This is a genomic window from Roseibium salinum (assembly GCF_026240905.1).
Lineage (GTDB): Bacteria > Pseudomonadota > Alphaproteobacteria > Rhizobiales > Stappiaceae > Roseibium > Roseibium salinum.
The window spans coordinates 1-14,102 of the sequence record NZ_JAPEVI010000001.1 but is presented as its reverse complement, the minus strand read 5'-3'; the positions used below and the strand labels follow the sequence as shown (position 1 = coordinate 14,102).

The following is a 14,102-nucleotide window of genomic DNA, read 5'->3' as shown; positions in this document are numbered from 1 at the left end:
TTCCCGGCATCGCTATTTCATTTGCCGTTTTTCAAGGACCAACATGACCGAATCGAGAACCAGCAAATTACCGGAGGTGATATCCATCGCCACCGCTCAGGGCACATCCGTCATCAGAGCCTACCGGGAACATCTTGGCTATTCCCTGGATGAACTGGCGGCGGCCTGCGGCCTGACTGTCGACGAAATCCGCTGCCTTGAAGAAGGGCATCGCTTTGAGAAAGGGTATCGAGACCGGATTGCGAGAGCGCTGTCTCTGCCCGTTGGCACCTTCGACGTGGTACCGGATACGCAGGATGCGGAATTAGTATGTGACCGAAGGGCCCCGTGAACCGCAAAAGCCAGTGCTGACGCACAGTTCAGCGTTTCACGCCGGGGTTGAATCCCGAGTTCGGTCGGTGACGTTTGAACTTTTCGTCCGTCGGATGTCCACTCTTCGCCATGAACGGGAACGCGTTCGAGGCTGATCCCGTGGGCGTTGTTGATGATGATCTGGTAAGGATGGCGCCGGTGACGGTGGGCGCCGCCAATGATTTCATAATGCCTTTTTCGTTGAAAGCATCGGCTTTGCCCACGAATTGGCGCAGTCGAGATTCCCATTTTGATAGCCCAACCGTAGTTGCGCCTGCCGAAATCAATCCACGCATTTGTTGTGATGTAGGTCACTTCAGGAAAACGCATCATCTGATTAGATGAATAAGTTACAAACTGAAAAAGAACGCGAAAAAATTTGGAATATGTTTAGACTAATCACGCTGGCAGACTAGCTTCATGTTTAAATGAACGAGCATAACGTCTGTATTATTCAACCGATCGTGGCGCAAATTCGTTGCAGGTACAAGTTTCCAGAGACTAATTGTCTGGTCTACAGCCAACGGGAACTGCTCCCCTTGGTTTCCTGCCCACAAGCTGCGAGTAACCTTTGAGCTCGGGCGTGCAGGACGCCGTCGAGACGGTCAATCAGAAAGGCGCAGATCAACCGTACGGAGGGCCTGCAAGGGAGCGTCGTTCTTGCCGCGCTACCAGGCCACTCCGCTTGGCGCAATTCAGTCTTGCGCTTGCGGATAAGCGAGAATTGGGGCCGCCCTGGGTGTCCCCAATCAAACCGAAACCGCGCGTGTCGACTGGAAAGCCTCCACTCGGACGCCAGACCAACGAGGTTAACTGACATGGCCGTAGATTGTTTTTTGGAACTCGAGGGCATCAAGGGTGAAGCTCAGGACAAAAGCCACAAGGACAAGATCGATGTCCTGTCCTGGTCCTGGGGTGCATCCCAGTCGGGAACCACCCACATGGGCGGCGGTTCCGGCTCCGGCAAAGCCTTTTTTCAGGACCTGAGCATCACAAAGTTTGTCGACAAATCAACCCCGGTTCTGCTTCAGCATCTGTCGACCGGCAAGCACATTGCCAAAGGGACCCTGCTGATCCGCAAGGCCGCCGGCGACAGTCCGGTTGAATACATCAAAGTCGAAATGAAGGACATTATCGTCACCAACCTTTCGACCGGTGGCAGCGGTTCCGACGACCGCATCGCGGAAAGCTGCACGCTGAACTTCGGTGAGTACAAGTACATCTACACCGAACAGAAGCCGGACGGCTCGAAAGGCGCGGCTCCGGAGTTCGCCTGGGATATCGCGGCAAGCGAAAAGAAGTGATACCTGCCGGACCCGTTTGCTGGACGCACAGTTGCGGCAAGCGGGTCCAGCCACTCTCTCTGCCGGCACGTGAATTCAACGCGCCGTTGCCGAACCCGAGCCTGCGCGGCAAGACAGATAGACCTGCCCTGCGCAAGGGTAGGGATGTCTGTGATGCGCTGAGTATCGGCCGTTCGCGGTCTTGGACCAATGCGCAAGGTGAAATCGGCATGATATGATGGGTCCGCCCACCGCGTTGGGAGCAAATCCGGTTCATCCGAGAATAGGGGCCGATCTCGCAGGGATCGGGGGTCGTCTTCTTCGTCTTGAGTGGTCCTATGGCTTGCATCTCGACATGAATGCATGCCGCCTTAGGGTGCGGACCGCTGTTGCAGGGCGTGCGTCGCGGCATCGAAAACCGAGATGTTCTCTTCCGCCCGGGCCGCCAGATGCGCACCTTCGAGCAGGGCCAGCGTGGCGCGGGCATCGTGGTAGGGGTCGGTGACGCCACGGATGCTTTCGTCGCCCTGCCCAAGCGTGAAGGTGTCGTCCAGCCATTGCAACAAGGCGCCGCGGAACAGGTTGATCTTGCCTTTGACCTCGTTGCTCAGGCTCTCACGGCTCGTTGTCAGGGCGACGCACAGGCACAGGGTCGTGCCGCCGTTCAACGCCCCGCGGTAGAACGCGATGAGCGCCAGCAGGCGGGCTGCGGCCGTGTCGTGCGTTTGCTCGATCTGTGCACAGGCGGCAGCGACCTTCCTATGATAGCGGTCCATGAGATCGGCCGTCAGGATCGCCTTGGTGGGGAAGTGATAGTGGATGGATGCCTTGCGGATGCCAATCGCCCCGGCCAGGTCGGCAAAACTGTCACTCTCAAGAGCGATCTCTACATCGATCCCGGCCCGCGTCTCCAGAATCCGCCGCCAACAAACTCCGTTTTTGGGTCAACAAGCCCTTAAACCCGCTGAGAAACAACGGAAACGTTGAGCACATGTGCGAATAAGCCAGAGTTTCGAATGCGTTCCAAAGGATTGCGGGCAGAAAATCGCAATCAGAAAGTGCCTCACTTTCTCTATCTTGCCGTCCCGCCGTCCCGACCAACTGTTGGATAAAACTCAAAAGCAGGCAATAAACGCCGAAGCGAGGCCCTCGTATTTTTGCGGGATTTAAAGCGCGTAAGTGAGCCGATAACAGATCTTATTAGAATATCGGCGGAAGAATGCCTGGAAATGGAACGCCTAGATCACGTACCAACACCCAGGGGAAACTCAACACATTGTTTTTGTAAAGTATTTCATCGTAACGAGCCGATAGAAGGGAATAGAAGGCAATGCCAGTCAAAAACAGTCACCGATACTGATGCGGGCGGCCGGTCAAAACAGGGATCGGGGAAAATAGACAAAGCTCGGAACCGCGGCTTCAAGCGGAGCGGGATCCCAGGGACTGCTCGCACTGAAATGGTGCAACTGATCGTAGCTTGCTGCGACCATCCTCTCCGCCATCGCCTGAAATGCTCTTGCGGTCTCCCGGACCGATCAAGCCCTTAATGTAGACCGGGCAGGCTCCTCCGCGGTCTCCTCAAAAGGATGCGCAATGCTACTGTCATCGGTTGCGACAAGCCCCGGATCAGCGGCTCTCATTCGACCGGGAGAACAAAGTCGAACCTCCCGGTGCGCCCTTGATCGGACACTGCCATAACCAGGCGCGGATCGAAGAGACGGTCTGTCCCGTTTCGCGGATGATCGGGGAAGTACAACTGCGTCGTTAGCAGCTCTCTTCCAGGCGCCTGCACTTGAATATGATAGTGGGGGGTGCGGAACGAGTAATGCCGGGTCTTGATCGTGTCGAAACCCCAGCGACCGGAATCGTCCGTGAATTGATGAGCCCGCCAACGGTAGCCGCTGTTGTCGTATTCCCCTTGCTCGTCGGCGTGCCAGATTTCCACCGTCGCGCCTGGAATAGCTCGGCAGCGCGTATCGAGCACGAAACCGAGAAGCGAAAAGCGTGGTTGCGATCCTGCATCTTCGGTCAGATCGCTGCGGCGCGGCGAGTTCGGACTGTAGAATGGCCCCGCCGTCTGTTGCGGCGTCTGCTCCGAACCGCCATCGCAGGACGGTGTCGGCGGAAGTTCTGAGACCTGGCTCCACACATGACTTGCCGAACCCGTGCAGACGATGACCGGGGGAGCGGCGAGCAGCGATTTCAGTACGGTTCGGCGTGTCGGTGTCATGGTCCTTGCTCCGTCAATGCGATCCAGCCTCCGGTGAAGACAGGCGAGATCCGGGCCGTCATGATGATATGGTGCTCGATCACATCGTCGTCGAGGATATGTTGCAAAGCCGCCGCGCCGTCGCGCGCTGCGGAAGATGTCCGAGGTGGACATGGCGGAGCGCCCGGATCGTCCAATGAAGGATTGGAATCGTGGTTGTCTCTAACGATCTCGCAACGATGATGGGAGAGCTGGTTCGCCGGAACGGCCCGGGGCAGATCGACGGAGTTCCGATGAGAAGTTCGGCGCAAGATCAAGAGGCGGTGTATTCCAAGACGGCATTCACGATGCCGCGAAGACCGCCACTCGGCGTATTCAGGTCAACGCGACCGCCCCGTCCGAAATCTGGCTCGCCTTCGCCACCAGTACCTCGGCCTGCCGGATCGAGGCGTAGTCGATCAGCCTGCCGTCCAGCGACACTGCGCCTTTGCCGGCCGTCGCGGCCGCCGCCATCGCTTCCAGGATGCGCCGTGCCTTGGTGACTTCTGCGTCGGACGGGCTCATCACCTCGTTGGCGAGCGCGATCTGGCTCGGGTGAATGGCCCACTTGCCTTCGCAGCCGAGCACGGCGGCGCGGCGGGCGGCGGCACGGTAGCCGTCGGGGTCCTTGAAGTCGCCGAAGGGGCCGTCGACCGGGCGCAGACCGTTGGCGCGGGCGGCAACGATCATGCGGGCGAGCGCGTAGTGCCACATGTCGCCCCAATGGACCTCGCGGCTGCCGTCCTGCACCGGATCGGTCAGCACCGCATAGTCGGGATTGACGCCGCCGATGATGGTCGTTCGGGCGCGAGTGCTGGCGGCATAGTCGGCGACGCCAAAATGCAGGCTTTCGTTGCGCTTCGAGGCCGAGGCGATGTCATGGACATTCTGCATGCCAAGCGCGGTCTCGATGATGTGCTCAAAGCCGATCCGCCTGCCGTAACCCTTGGCGGTTTCGATCTGGGTGACCAGCATGTCGAGTGCATAGACATCGGCGGCCGTGCCGACCTTGGGAATCATGATCAGGTCGAGGCGCGCACCGGCCTGTTCGACCACATCGACCACGTCGCGGTACATGTAGTGGGTGTCGAGCCCGTTGATGCGCACCGACATGGTCTTGCTGCCCCAGTCGATGTCGTTGAGGGCTGCAATGATGTTCTTACGGGCCTGGTCCTTTTCGTCGGGTGCCACGGCATCCTCAAGATCGAGGAAAATGACGTCGGCGGCGGAGGCAGCCGCCTTTTCGAACATGTCCGGCTGGCTGCCCGGCACGGCCAGTTCGCTGCGGTTGAGGCGCGCGGGTGCCTGCTCGATAGTGAAAAAGCTCATGTCGGATCTCCAGGAGTAGGTGGGCAGGTGGTTTCTGGCCAGATAAATTCGGTACGCGTCAGATCACCCGGTCGCGCGGATCTCGGCCGGCGAAGAAGTCGCCCAGATTGTCCAGAACGCGAAAGCCCATGGCCTCGCGCGCCTCGCGGGTGGCGCTGCCCAGATGCGGCAGCAGCACCACGTTGTCGCATTGAAGCAGCGCGGGATTGATGTTCGGCTCGCCGTCGAAGACGTCCAGGGCGGCGCCGCCGATCGTATCGAAGATCAGCGCCTGGACGAGAGCAGCCTCGTCGACCACCTCGCCGCGGGCGGTGTTGATGAGGAACGCACCCGGTTTCATCAGGTCCAGCCGGCGCGCGTCGATGAGGTGCCGGTTACCGGTACCTCCCGGGCAATGCAGGGAAACGAAATCGCACTCAGGCAACAGGTCGTCAATGGAACCCGTCTGGACCGCGCCGAACTCTGCCAGAACAGAAGCATCCACCCGGCTGCGGTTATGGACGATGATCTTCATGCCGAAGCCGAAATGAGCGCGGCGCGCCATTTCCTGGCCGATGCGGCCGAAGCCGACAATCCCCAGCGTCTTGCCGCTCACCTTGGTGCCGATCAGGTGGGTGGGCCGCCAGCCCTGCCAGTTGCCCGCGCGCAGCTCGCGCTCGCCGTCTCCCGCCCGGCGGGCGGCCATCAGGAGCAGCGTCATGGCGAGGTCCGCCGTGCATTCGGAGAGAACGTCCGGCGTGTTCGTCACGGTCAGCCCCAGGTCTTGCGCGGAAGCCTCGCAGATATGGCTGTAGCCGACGCCGTAGTTGGCGAGGATGCGCACCCTGGCGCCCGGCTGTTCCAACACCTCGGCGCCCAGCTTGTCGGTCACCGTCGGCAGCACGGCGTCATGGTTCCTGAGCGCGTCGCGCAATTCGGTCGGGCTGAGCGGCTTGTCGCTGGTGTTCAGGACCGCGTTGTAGTTTTCGGCCAACTGCGCCTCAACGGCGGCGGGCCAGCGCCGGGTGACGAAAACGGAAGGTTTCACCATCACGCCGCCGCCTTCTTCCACACATTGGCGATGGTTTCGCCGATGACTGCCGGATTTTCGGCAACGATGACGCCGGCTGCATTGAGGATCTCGACCTTTTCCGATGCGCTTTCCCCGAAGGCGGAGATGATCGCCCCCGCATGGCCCATCGTGCGTCCCTTCGGCGCAGTGAGACCTGCCACATAAGCGACCACGGGCTTGGTAACGTGATTGCGGACAAATTCTGCCGCCTCGGCTTCCTGCGGCCCGCCGATTTCGCCGATCATCGCGATTACCTGCGTGTCGTCATCGGCCTCGAACTCAGCGAGGATGTCGCGGAAGGACGAGCCGTTGATCGGATCGCCGCCAATACCGACACTGGTCGATACACCGATGCCGCGCTCTCTGAGCTGGGCCGCGGTTTCGTAGCCGAGCGTGCCCGAGCGGCTGACAATGCCGACATGGCCGGGCAGATAGATATGGCCCGGCATGATGCCGAGCAGCGCCTTGCCCGGCGAAATCGTACCGGCGCAGTTCGGCCCCGTCAGTACCATGCGACGTTCCTTGGGATAGCGCCACATGTAGCGTTTCACCTGGATCATGTCCTGGGCGGGAATACCGTCGGTGATGCAGACGCAGTAGCGGATGCCCGCATCGGCGGCTTCCATGATGCCGTCAGCTGCAAACGGCGGCGGCACGAACACCAGGCTTGTGTCGGCCCCGGTCGCGGCCACCGCCTGCTTGACGGTATCGAACACCGGCACGCCCTCGACGGATTCGCCGCCCTTGCCGGGAACCACACCGCCAACGACATTGGTGCCGTAGCGGATCATTTCCTTGGTGTGAAACTGTGCGATCCGCCCGGTAATGCCCTGAACGATTACGCGGGAATTGCGGTCCAGAAGAATGCTCATTGCGCTGCCCTCACTTCGGTAGCCTGTGCAACATCGTTTTTCCAGGCGCCGACCACACGTTGTGCGGCTTCCATCAGATTTGAGGCGCGGATGACGGGCAGGCCCGATTGTGCCAGGATCTTCTGCCCCTCCTCCACATTGGTGCCCGCAAGGCGGACGACCACGGGAATGTCGACCTGAAGTTCGCGCAGCGCCTGCACCACGCCTTCTGCGACCCAGTCGCAACGGTTGATGCCGGCAAAAATGTTGACCAGGACCGCCTGCACCTTGGCGTCGCTCAGCACCAGCCGGAAGGCCTTGGCGACCCGCTCGGGAGACGCGCCACCGCCGATGTCGAGAAAGTTGGCGGGTGCGCCGCCGGACAGCATGATCGTATCCATGGTCGCCATGGCCAGGCCTGCGCCGTTGACGATGCAGCCGATGTTACCGTCGAGGCCCACGTAGGACAGGCCCCGATCCGCGGCGCGGCTCTCGCGCGGGTCTTCCTGGCTCTTGTCGCGCAGCTCGCTGATCTGCGGACGACGGAACAGTGCGTTGTCGTCAAAGCTCATCTTGGCGTCCAGCGCCAGGATCCGGCCGTCGCCCGTAACAACAAGGGGATTGATCTCGACCATGGTGGCATCGAGCTCGGTAAAGGCGCGGTAGCAGCCTTGCAGCGTGCGCACCATCTGCTGCACCAGACTTGGCATCAGTCCTAGCGCAAATGCGATCTCGCGTGCCTGGAACTCGCGCAGGCCGACAGCCGGCTCGACCGTTGCCCGCACGATGCTGTCGGGCCGCTCCGCGGAGATCTCCTCGATCTCCATGCCGCCCTCGGCAGACGCGACGATCATCACCCGCTGGCTGGAGCGGTCGAGCACCAGACCCAGATAGATCTCACGTTCAATCTGAACGCCGGCCTCGACATAGACCCTGTAGACGCCCTTGCCTTCAGGACCGGTTTGGTGGGTGACCAGCTTGCGGCCGAACATGTCCTCGCAGGCATCGAAGATTTCGCTGTCGCTGCCGCACAGCTTCACACCGCCGGCCTTGCCCCGCCCGCCGGTATGCACCTGTGCCTTGACGACCCACTTTTCGCCGCCCAGTTCGCGGGCGCGGTAGGCAGCCTGCTCGGGACTGTAGGCCAGAGCGCCCGGCGGCACTTCAACGCCAAACCCGGAGAGGATTTCCTTGGCCTGATACTCGTGAATATCCATCTGTCCCTCCTACTCGGCTGCAACCGCGCCGGCATAATGTTCATCGAGACGCGCATCAGCCACTGCCGGGTCCGCATCCGCCCCGAGAGCCCGCATTGCTCCCGCGAAACGCCGGACGATCTCCCGGATGGCCGTCGGCTTCAGCTGGTTGAGAATGCCGATGCGCACCTGGACAGGCTCCGACAGGGTCGGCCAGATCCCGAAGCCTGCCGCGCGGCAGGCCTGCACAAGTTCCATCTCGCGCCCGGCGAGCTCGTCCGGCAGGTTCAGCACCACCAGGCTGGTCATGTCCGAGGTCACTTTACAGCCGAGAGCCGTGACCGCATCGCGCAGGGCGGCTTCGTGATGCGCATAAGCGGCGGCGCGCGCGGAAATGCCTTCCTGCAGTGTCAGTCGCAGCGATTCATGAAGCGCCGCCACGGCATAGCCCGAATGGGTTCGGTGATAGGTGCCTTTCTCGACGTCGTGGCCGTCGACGATGCCCCAGTGGCGCGCCTCGAAAATCGGATTGTGCACGTATGTGTAGGCGCCGGTTGCATTCAGCGACGCGATATAGGCATCGCTGAAGCTGACCGGGGCATAGGTCAGCGGCAGGCAGCACAGGCCCTTTTGCGGGCAGGACGCCCAGCCCGCGACACCCGGGTAATCGTCGATCGAGAAATCCTCAACGCCGAGCGAGGACACCGCATCGACCAGCCCCATCACCCCGTGCCGTTCGCAGGCGTCCGAGAACCCGCGAATATCGTTGATGCGGCCGGAACCGGTCTCCCAATGAGCCATGAAGGCCCATTTCGGCTTATGCTCGGCAAGCGCTGCCTCTACAAGGTCACCGGTCACCGACTGCCCGTGCGGCACTTCGATCACCGCAACGCTGGCAGCTTTCGGATCCAGTGCGTCGGCGGCGAGTTCCTCCCGCGTTGCTGCCTTGATCCGGAGCGTCAGGGCGTCGATGCCCGAAAACGTGCCGTTGGCAAAGGCCACGACCTTGTCCCCCGGCATCACTGCGGCAAACATGGCGTCGAGCCCGCTGAACCCGGTGCCGGCAACCGCGAAGGTGTAGGTGTTTTGCGTGCCCCAGATAGCGCGCAGCATCGACTTGCACTCGATCATGCCGCGCAGGACGTCGCCCTGCATGTGATCCGCCACACCCGCACCGGCAAAGGCCTGCAGCACACGCGCATCGGTGTTTCCGGGCCCTGGCCCTGCGGCAAGCGTTTCGGGGATCGTGAGCGGCGGGAAGATCTGCACAGTCATCGGTCAAGCTCCTCGTCATCGGGCTCTGGGGGCAGCAGGCCACGGCCTTGCCTGCTTCTCGAGCACCAGAAAACCCCGGACTTGCCAGGTGATACAACGTAACTTACTACTGCTTTTGGGTATCTAATTGGGTAGGGATTTACCTATTCCTTTTTCCAAGTTCCGGCCGAGACGCCGAAACGAACCCTACCCGAATGGGTGGTTTTTTGATCAATGCAGACGACAAGGCGTGGCCGGCACCGATATGGAACAGATCAAAATCATGCTGGCAGACAGCAATCCGCTGGTTCTGTCGGCAATGTCGGAGATCTTCGAGCGGGACGCACGTTTTTCACTGGTGGCGACCTCCGCCACCGCCGAAGGCTTTCTCGGCACTGTCATGCGGGTGCCGGTGGATGTCGGCGTCCTGGACTGGAACCTGCCGGTCCTGGGGGCCGCCAAGCTGATTGAAGTGCTGCGCGAGCACGTGTCCGCCCCGAAGCTGATTGTCTATGGCGACACTGCCGCCGAGCTGCCGCGGCTGGCGATGCAGGCGGGCGCGGCCGGCTTTGTGCCCCGCTCCGGCCCGGTCGAGGGCCTGCTGCAAACCTGCGCCGAAGTGGCGTCAGGCAAGATGGTGTTTCCGTTCATCGATGTGCGCACGATGCAGCAGGACCCGATCCATAGCCTCTCGCAGAAGGAGCGGGCGATTCTGGAGGCGCTCTCCAAGGGCCTGTCGAACCGCGATCTGTCGAAGCAGCTGGACATTTCGACCAACACCGTCAAGTTCCACCTGTCGAACATCTACGACAAGCTGTCCGTCAGGACCCGAGCGCAGGCCATTGCCTATTATTATGCATCGAAGATGCCATAGAGCGTTGCATCACGATTTGAGAACATCCCACGACTGACGGCGATCTGCGCCGGAGTGTGAACCGGCGCGGGGTCCTGACGCCGATCGGCGTCGCAGGTTATTGAATTTGCATGTGCCGACAGGGTCACCTTGTGGAGTCGCCCCACAGTTCGAGACTTTCAGCGCACCCAAAATCCTCGTAGTCATACCCTCTGACCGGAGAGGGACGGAGGACGCGCGACAATGTGTTTTCCCGCACGATTCTTAAAAATTCTGCATCAATAGAATCGTGATATTTCGATGTTGTTTCATGAGGGCAGTATTGCACGGCCTGAGTTCCAGCCTTTGGAAATCGGACATTGGCTGATCTATTATTTGTTGTCTGCTGGTCTTCGAAGAGAAGGACAACCGAGCAGCCCACGTGCCGCTCCATCCGGTTGAAGCGCGTGAAGGTCGATGTATTGAGAACTGCGTGGCTCTGAATGAGACCATTGAAGTAAACTGCCTGCACTCAGGCGCTGTTGCTCGCTTCATGCAGCAGCTGGATCAGGAGGCTCTGCGATTGCGTCGGTTTCCAGTCCGTCCTTGTGGTGATACCGATCGGCCTTTCCGTATTGGCGAGGTCTATCGGTATCCGGCGGACCTGGCCGAGGGCTTCTTCTTCGCGCACCTGATGGCTTGAGATCATCGTCAGCCGGTCGCTCTGGCGGAGGATTCCGCGCAGCAGGACAAGCGAACTCGATTCCACCAGTTGCCCGGGAAGAGGCATGTCCGCGCGTTGAAAAAACTGATCGAAATGGCTTCGAGTCGGCGTGCCTTCGCGCGAAATGATCCATGGATACCGGGCAAGATCGGCCAAGGTGACGGACGCCTTTTGCGTCAGCGGATGTCCCGATCTTGCATAAATCCCGAGCCGGTCGCGGAAAAGCTCCTGTTGTTCCACATCTTCAATGGGAACGGGATCGCGCAGAGCGCCGATGATGAAGTCGATTTCCCCATGCCGAAGACCATGAAGCAGATCGTTGTAGGGTCCGTCGACCACGCTGATGCTGACGCCGGGCCGGACCCGGGTGAGGTCGCTGATCGCCTTGGGAAGGATGAAACTGCGCGCGAGCGGCAGCGTGCCGACCACGATGCGGGCGGAGTCGATCCCCTTCGATGCGTCCAGTTCCTCAAAGCCCTGACGGAGTTCAGAAAGAGCGAGGCGGGTATACTGGGCGAGGAACTGCGCCGGCTCCGTCAACTCGATCCCCTGGGCGGTCTTCACGTAAAAGTCGAGCCCGGAAGTCTTCTCAAGCTCTCTGGCGACGCGGTGGAGGGAGGGTTGGGAAATACCGATCCTTCGGGCGGCAAGCGAGTAGTTGCCGAACTCCCCGACCGCGAGCAGGGCACGCAGCTGCGTGCTGGTTATCAGATGATCGAACGGATGCAGCCGGGCATTTTTCGTCCTGCCGTTTTTACTGAGGGCCAGGCTGCAGCCGGTCCGGATGAGATCGAGCGCACGGTTCGCGCGGCGCTCGAAAATCGTCCCGCCATCCGTCAGAAACATGCCGGTGCTGCTTCGAACAAACAATGGCATATCCAGAGTGGTCTCCAGCTTGGCAATGGCCTGGGTCACGGCCGGCTGCGACAGGCGAACCGTCTCTGCCGCCGCTGAAATTCCGCCTTTTCTCGCGACCTCGCAGAACACCCGCAGGTGCCGGAGGTTTATGAACTCACGCTGGTTTTTCAAAGATGCCACCGGTCTGATTTGCACGCTTATAGCATTTTCTTATAAACCGCGCTTTGCTTTCAAATGGTTTTTCGACGGGACTTCGCGGACTCTCCTTCAAACAACAATTCGTATCGGGAGTGGATTGAGTGAGCGTGGTGGTTCAGACGATTGAACGCGCCGACCCGGCGGTCATCGCAGGGCTGGCAGCAGCCGGCGTTGCAACGGTTCATGAGGCGCAAGGGCGGACCGGCCTCATGTCCTCGAAGATGCGGCCGATCTGGGCGGGGGCACAGATCGCCGGCTCTGCGGTGACCATTTCGGCACCTCCGGGCGACAACTGGATGGTTCATGTTGCCATCGAGCAGCTTCAGGCCGGGGACATTCTGGTTCTTGCACCGACTGCTCCATGCGACATGGGGTATTTCGGTGATCTTCTGGCAACTTCGGCCATGGCGCGCGGCTGCAAGGCGCTGGTGATCGATGCGGGTGTGCGTGATGTCAAGGACCTGACCGCCATGGGCTTTGCCGTCTGGTCGACGGCAATATCCGCGCAAGGAACGGTCAAGGAAACCCTCGGCTCGGTGAACGTTCCGATCGTTTGCGCCGGGGCCGCCATCTCTCCCGGTGACGTCATCGTGGCGGATGATGACGGGGTCTGCGTCGTGCCGCGCAAGGCCGCGGGAACTGTTCTTGAAAAGGCGCAGGCTCGTCTGGCGGCCGAGGATGCCAAACGTCAACGGCTCGCAGCCGGCGAACTTGGTCTCGACATCTATGGCATGCGCGAGCGTCTTGCGGAGAAGGGATTGAAATATGTCTGACGGGATCCCGTGCATGTGGATGCGTGGCGGGACGTCCAAGGGCGGCTATTTTCTCGCCGCCGACCTTCCTGCGGACCCGGCGGCGCGCAACGAAGTGCTGCTCGGGGTGCTGGGGTCACCGGATCCGCGGCAGATCGACGGAATGGGTGGGGCCGACCCGCTCACCTCCAAGGTCGCGGTGGTAAAGCCCAGCCAGCGGCCCGGTGTGGATGTCGACTTCCTGTTTCTACAGGTGTTCGTCGACCAGCCGATCGTGACGGATTCCCAGAACTGCGGGAACATACTGGCGGGTGTCGCAGGTTTTGCCATCGAACGGGGGCTGGTTGACGCACGTGCCGACGAAACACCCGTCACGATCTTCATGGAAAACACCAGCCAGGTGGCAGTGGCCCGTGTGAAGACCCCGGCGGGCAAGGTCCTCTATGGCGGCGACGCCAGGATCGATGGCGTGCCCGGATCGGCGGCCCCGATTCCAATCGAGTTTCGCGACACAGCCGGCTCTTCCTGCGGGGCGCTTCTGCCGACAGGCAATCTGGTCGATGTCATCGATGGAACGGAAGCAACTCTCATAGACAACGGCATGCCCTGTGTCATCCTGCGCGCGTCGGATCTAGGGCTGGCAGGAAACGAGACGCCTGAGCAACTTGAAGCGGACGAGGCGCTCCGGAGCCGTCTGGAATCCATTCGCCTCAAGGCCGGACCGATGATGAACCTTGGCGATGTCGCCGAAAAATCCGTTCCCAAGATGACCATGGTCAGCGCGCCGGCGCACGGCGGAGCCATCTCCACCCGGTCGTTCATTCCGCACCGCTGCCACAAGTCCATCGGCGTACTCGGAGCCGTCAGCGTCGCCACCGCTTGCCTGACGAATGGCACCGTCGGCGCGGAAATCGCCGTTGTCCCGGACGGACCGGAGAAGTCCATGTCGATCGAACACCCGACTGGTGAAATAACCGTCGTCGGTCATATTTCTGCGGACGGAACGGTCGAACGCGCGGCAGTCCTGCGCACGGCGCGCAAGCTGTTTGACGGCCGGGTATTCCCCAAGCTTGAAGGTGAGGCCGTCAGATGACGCCAGACTATCTCCCGTTTCATGCGAACCCGAAGAAACCGGATTTCACCCCGCCGCCGGGCGCGGTAGATGCCCATTGCCA

General features: G+C 61.0%; 13 protein-coding genes and 1 pseudogene. 5 read left to right on the top strand and 9 right to left on the bottom strand.

What is annotated here, in order from left to right; all coding sequences use genetic code 11:
- Positions 1-43 precede the first annotated feature (43 nt).
- Positions 44-331 carry a helix-turn-helix domain-containing protein gene (locus ON753_RS00070; RefSeq protein ID WP_265960510.1) on the top strand — a complete coding sequence of 96 codons (288 nt, stop codon included), beginning with the start codon at positions 44-46 and terminating at the stop codon, positions 329-331.
- An 838-nt stretch (positions 332-1,169) separates the two neighbouring features.
- Positions 1,170-1,655 (top strand): Hcp family type VI secretion system effector, encoded by a 486-nt coding sequence (locus ON753_RS00065; protein WP_265960509.1) that lies wholly within the window; start codon positions 1,170-1,172, stop codon positions 1,653-1,655.
- A 350-nt stretch (positions 1,656-2,005) separates the two neighbouring features.
- On the opposite strand, the gene ON753_RS00060 is transcribed toward ON753_RS00065, so the two are convergent.
- From ON753_RS00060 to ON753_RS00025, 8 genes and pseudogenes are all read right to left on the bottom strand, one after another.
- A complete protein-coding gene (locus tag ON753_RS00060) occupies positions 2,006-2,410 on the bottom strand; it encodes a hypothetical protein (protein ID WP_265960508.1) in 405 nt (134 codons plus the stop codon).
- A 639-nt stretch (positions 2,411-3,049) separates the two neighbouring features.
- A pseudogene (locus tag ON753_RS00055) lies at positions 3,050-3,194 on the bottom strand (transposase); the annotation flags it as partial.
- Positions 3,195-3,270: 76 nt separating this feature from the next.
- Entirely contained in the window at positions 3,271-3,864 is a 594-nt protein-coding gene (locus ON753_RS00050) for a dioxygenase family protein (RefSeq protein ID WP_265960507.1), read from the bottom strand.
- A 354-nt stretch (positions 3,865-4,218) separates the two neighbouring features.
- Complete coding sequence (locus tag ON753_RS00045; RefSeq protein WP_265960506.1) at positions 4,219-5,211, bottom strand: HpcH/HpaI aldolase/citrate lyase family protein; 993 nt, start codon at positions 5,209-5,211, stop codon at positions 4,219-4,221.
- A gap of 58 nt (positions 5,212-5,269) precedes the next feature.
- Positions 5,270-6,241, bottom strand: a complete 972-nt coding sequence (locus ON753_RS00040; protein ID WP_265960505.1) for a 2-hydroxyacid dehydrogenase — start codon at positions 6,239-6,241, stop codon at positions 5,270-5,272.
- Positions 6,241-7,134, bottom strand: coding sequence for a succinate--CoA ligase subunit alpha (gene sucD, locus ON753_RS00035; protein ID WP_265960504.1), 894 nt, complete (start codon positions 7,132-7,134; stop codon positions 6,241-6,243). Before sucD ends, ON753_RS00040 begins: the two co-directional genes overlap by 1 nt.
- On the bottom strand, positions 7,131-8,330 hold the full coding sequence (locus ON753_RS00030) for a malate--CoA ligase subunit beta (protein ID WP_265960503.1): 1,200 nt from the start codon (positions 8,328-8,330) through the stop codon (positions 7,131-7,133). The genes sucD and ON753_RS00030 overlap by 4 nt, the downstream gene beginning before the upstream one ends.
- A 9-nt stretch (positions 8,331-8,339) precedes the next feature.
- Positions 8,340-9,584, bottom strand: a complete 1,245-nt coding sequence (locus ON753_RS00025; protein ID WP_265960502.1) for a pyridoxal-phosphate-dependent aminotransferase family protein — start codon at positions 9,582-9,584, stop codon at positions 8,340-8,342.
- A gap of 244 nt (positions 9,585-9,828) precedes the next feature.
- Between ON753_RS00025 and ON753_RS00020 the strand changes: the two genes are divergently transcribed.
- Positions 9,829-10,437 (top strand): response regulator transcription factor, encoded by a 609-nt coding sequence (locus ON753_RS00020; protein ID WP_265960501.1) that lies wholly within the window; start codon positions 9,829-9,831, stop codon positions 10,435-10,437.
- 490 nt (positions 10,438-10,927) lie between these two features.
- Here the strand turns inward: ON753_RS00020 and ON753_RS00015 are convergent, their stop codons facing one another.
- The gene (locus tag ON753_RS00015; protein WP_265960500.1) at positions 10,928-12,157 is read right to left on the bottom strand and encodes a LysR family transcriptional regulator; all 1,230 of its coding nucleotides are present in this window, start codon (positions 12,155-12,157) and stop codon (positions 10,928-10,930) included.
- Between the two features lie 119 nt (positions 12,158-12,276).
- Between ON753_RS00015 and ON753_RS00010 the strand changes: the two genes are divergently transcribed.
- Together ON753_RS00010 and ON753_RS00005 are read left to right on the top strand one after the other, a co-directional pair.
- Positions 12,277-12,948 (top strand): 4-carboxy-4-hydroxy-2-oxoadipate aldolase/oxaloacetate decarboxylase, encoded by a 672-nt coding sequence (locus ON753_RS00010; RefSeq protein ID WP_265960498.1) that lies wholly within the window; start codon positions 12,277-12,279, stop codon positions 12,946-12,948.
- Positions 12,941-14,020 carry a 4-oxalomesaconate tautomerase gene (locus ON753_RS00005; protein ID WP_265960497.1) on the top strand — a complete coding sequence of 360 codons (1,080 nt, stop codon included), beginning with the start codon at positions 12,941-12,943 and terminating at the stop codon, positions 14,018-14,020. The genes ON753_RS00010 and ON753_RS00005 overlap by 8 nt, the downstream gene beginning before the upstream one ends.
- Positions 14,021-14,102 lie beyond the last annotated feature (82 nt).

Bases quoted from the DNA above. Each gene is read 5' to 3' on its own strand.
- ON753_RS00070 (WP_265960510.1), top strand. From the start codon at position 44: ATGACCGAATCGAGAACCAGCAAATTACCGGAGGTGATATCCATCGCC.
- ON753_RS00065 (WP_265960509.1), top strand. From the start codon at position 1,170: ATGGCCGTAGATTGTTTTTTGGAACTCGAGGGCATCAAGGGTGAAGCT.
- ON753_RS00060 (WP_265960508.1), bottom strand. From the start codon at position 2,410: ATGGACCGCTATCATAGGAAGGTCGCTGCCGCCTGTGCACAGATCGAG.
- ON753_RS00050 (WP_265960507.1), bottom strand. From the start codon at position 3,864: ATGACACCGACACGCCGAACCGTACTGAAATCGCTGCTCGCCGCTCCC.
- ON753_RS00045 (WP_265960506.1), bottom strand. From the start codon at position 5,211: ATGAGCTTTTTCACTATCGAGCAGGCACCCGCGCGCCTCAACCGCAGC.
- ON753_RS00040 (WP_265960505.1), bottom strand. From the start codon at position 6,241: ATGGTGAAACCTTCCGTTTTCGTCACCCGGCGCTGGCCCGCCGCCGTT.
- sucD (WP_265960504.1), bottom strand. From the start codon at position 7,134: ATGAGCATTCTTCTGGACCGCAATTCCCGCGTAATCGTTCAGGGCATT.
- ON753_RS00030 (WP_265960503.1), bottom strand. From the start codon at position 8,330: ATGGATATTCACGAGTATCAGGCCAAGGAAATCCTCTCCGGGTTTGGC.
- ON753_RS00025 (WP_265960502.1), bottom strand. From the start codon at position 9,584: ATGACTGTGCAGATCTTCCCGCCGCTCACGATCCCCGAAACGCTTGCC.
- ON753_RS00020 (WP_265960501.1), top strand. From the start codon at position 9,829: ATGGAACAGATCAAAATCATGCTGGCAGACAGCAATCCGCTGGTTCTG.
- ON753_RS00005 (WP_265960497.1), top strand. From the start codon at position 12,941: ATGTCTGACGGGATCCCGTGCATGTGGATGCGTGGCGGGACGTCCAAG.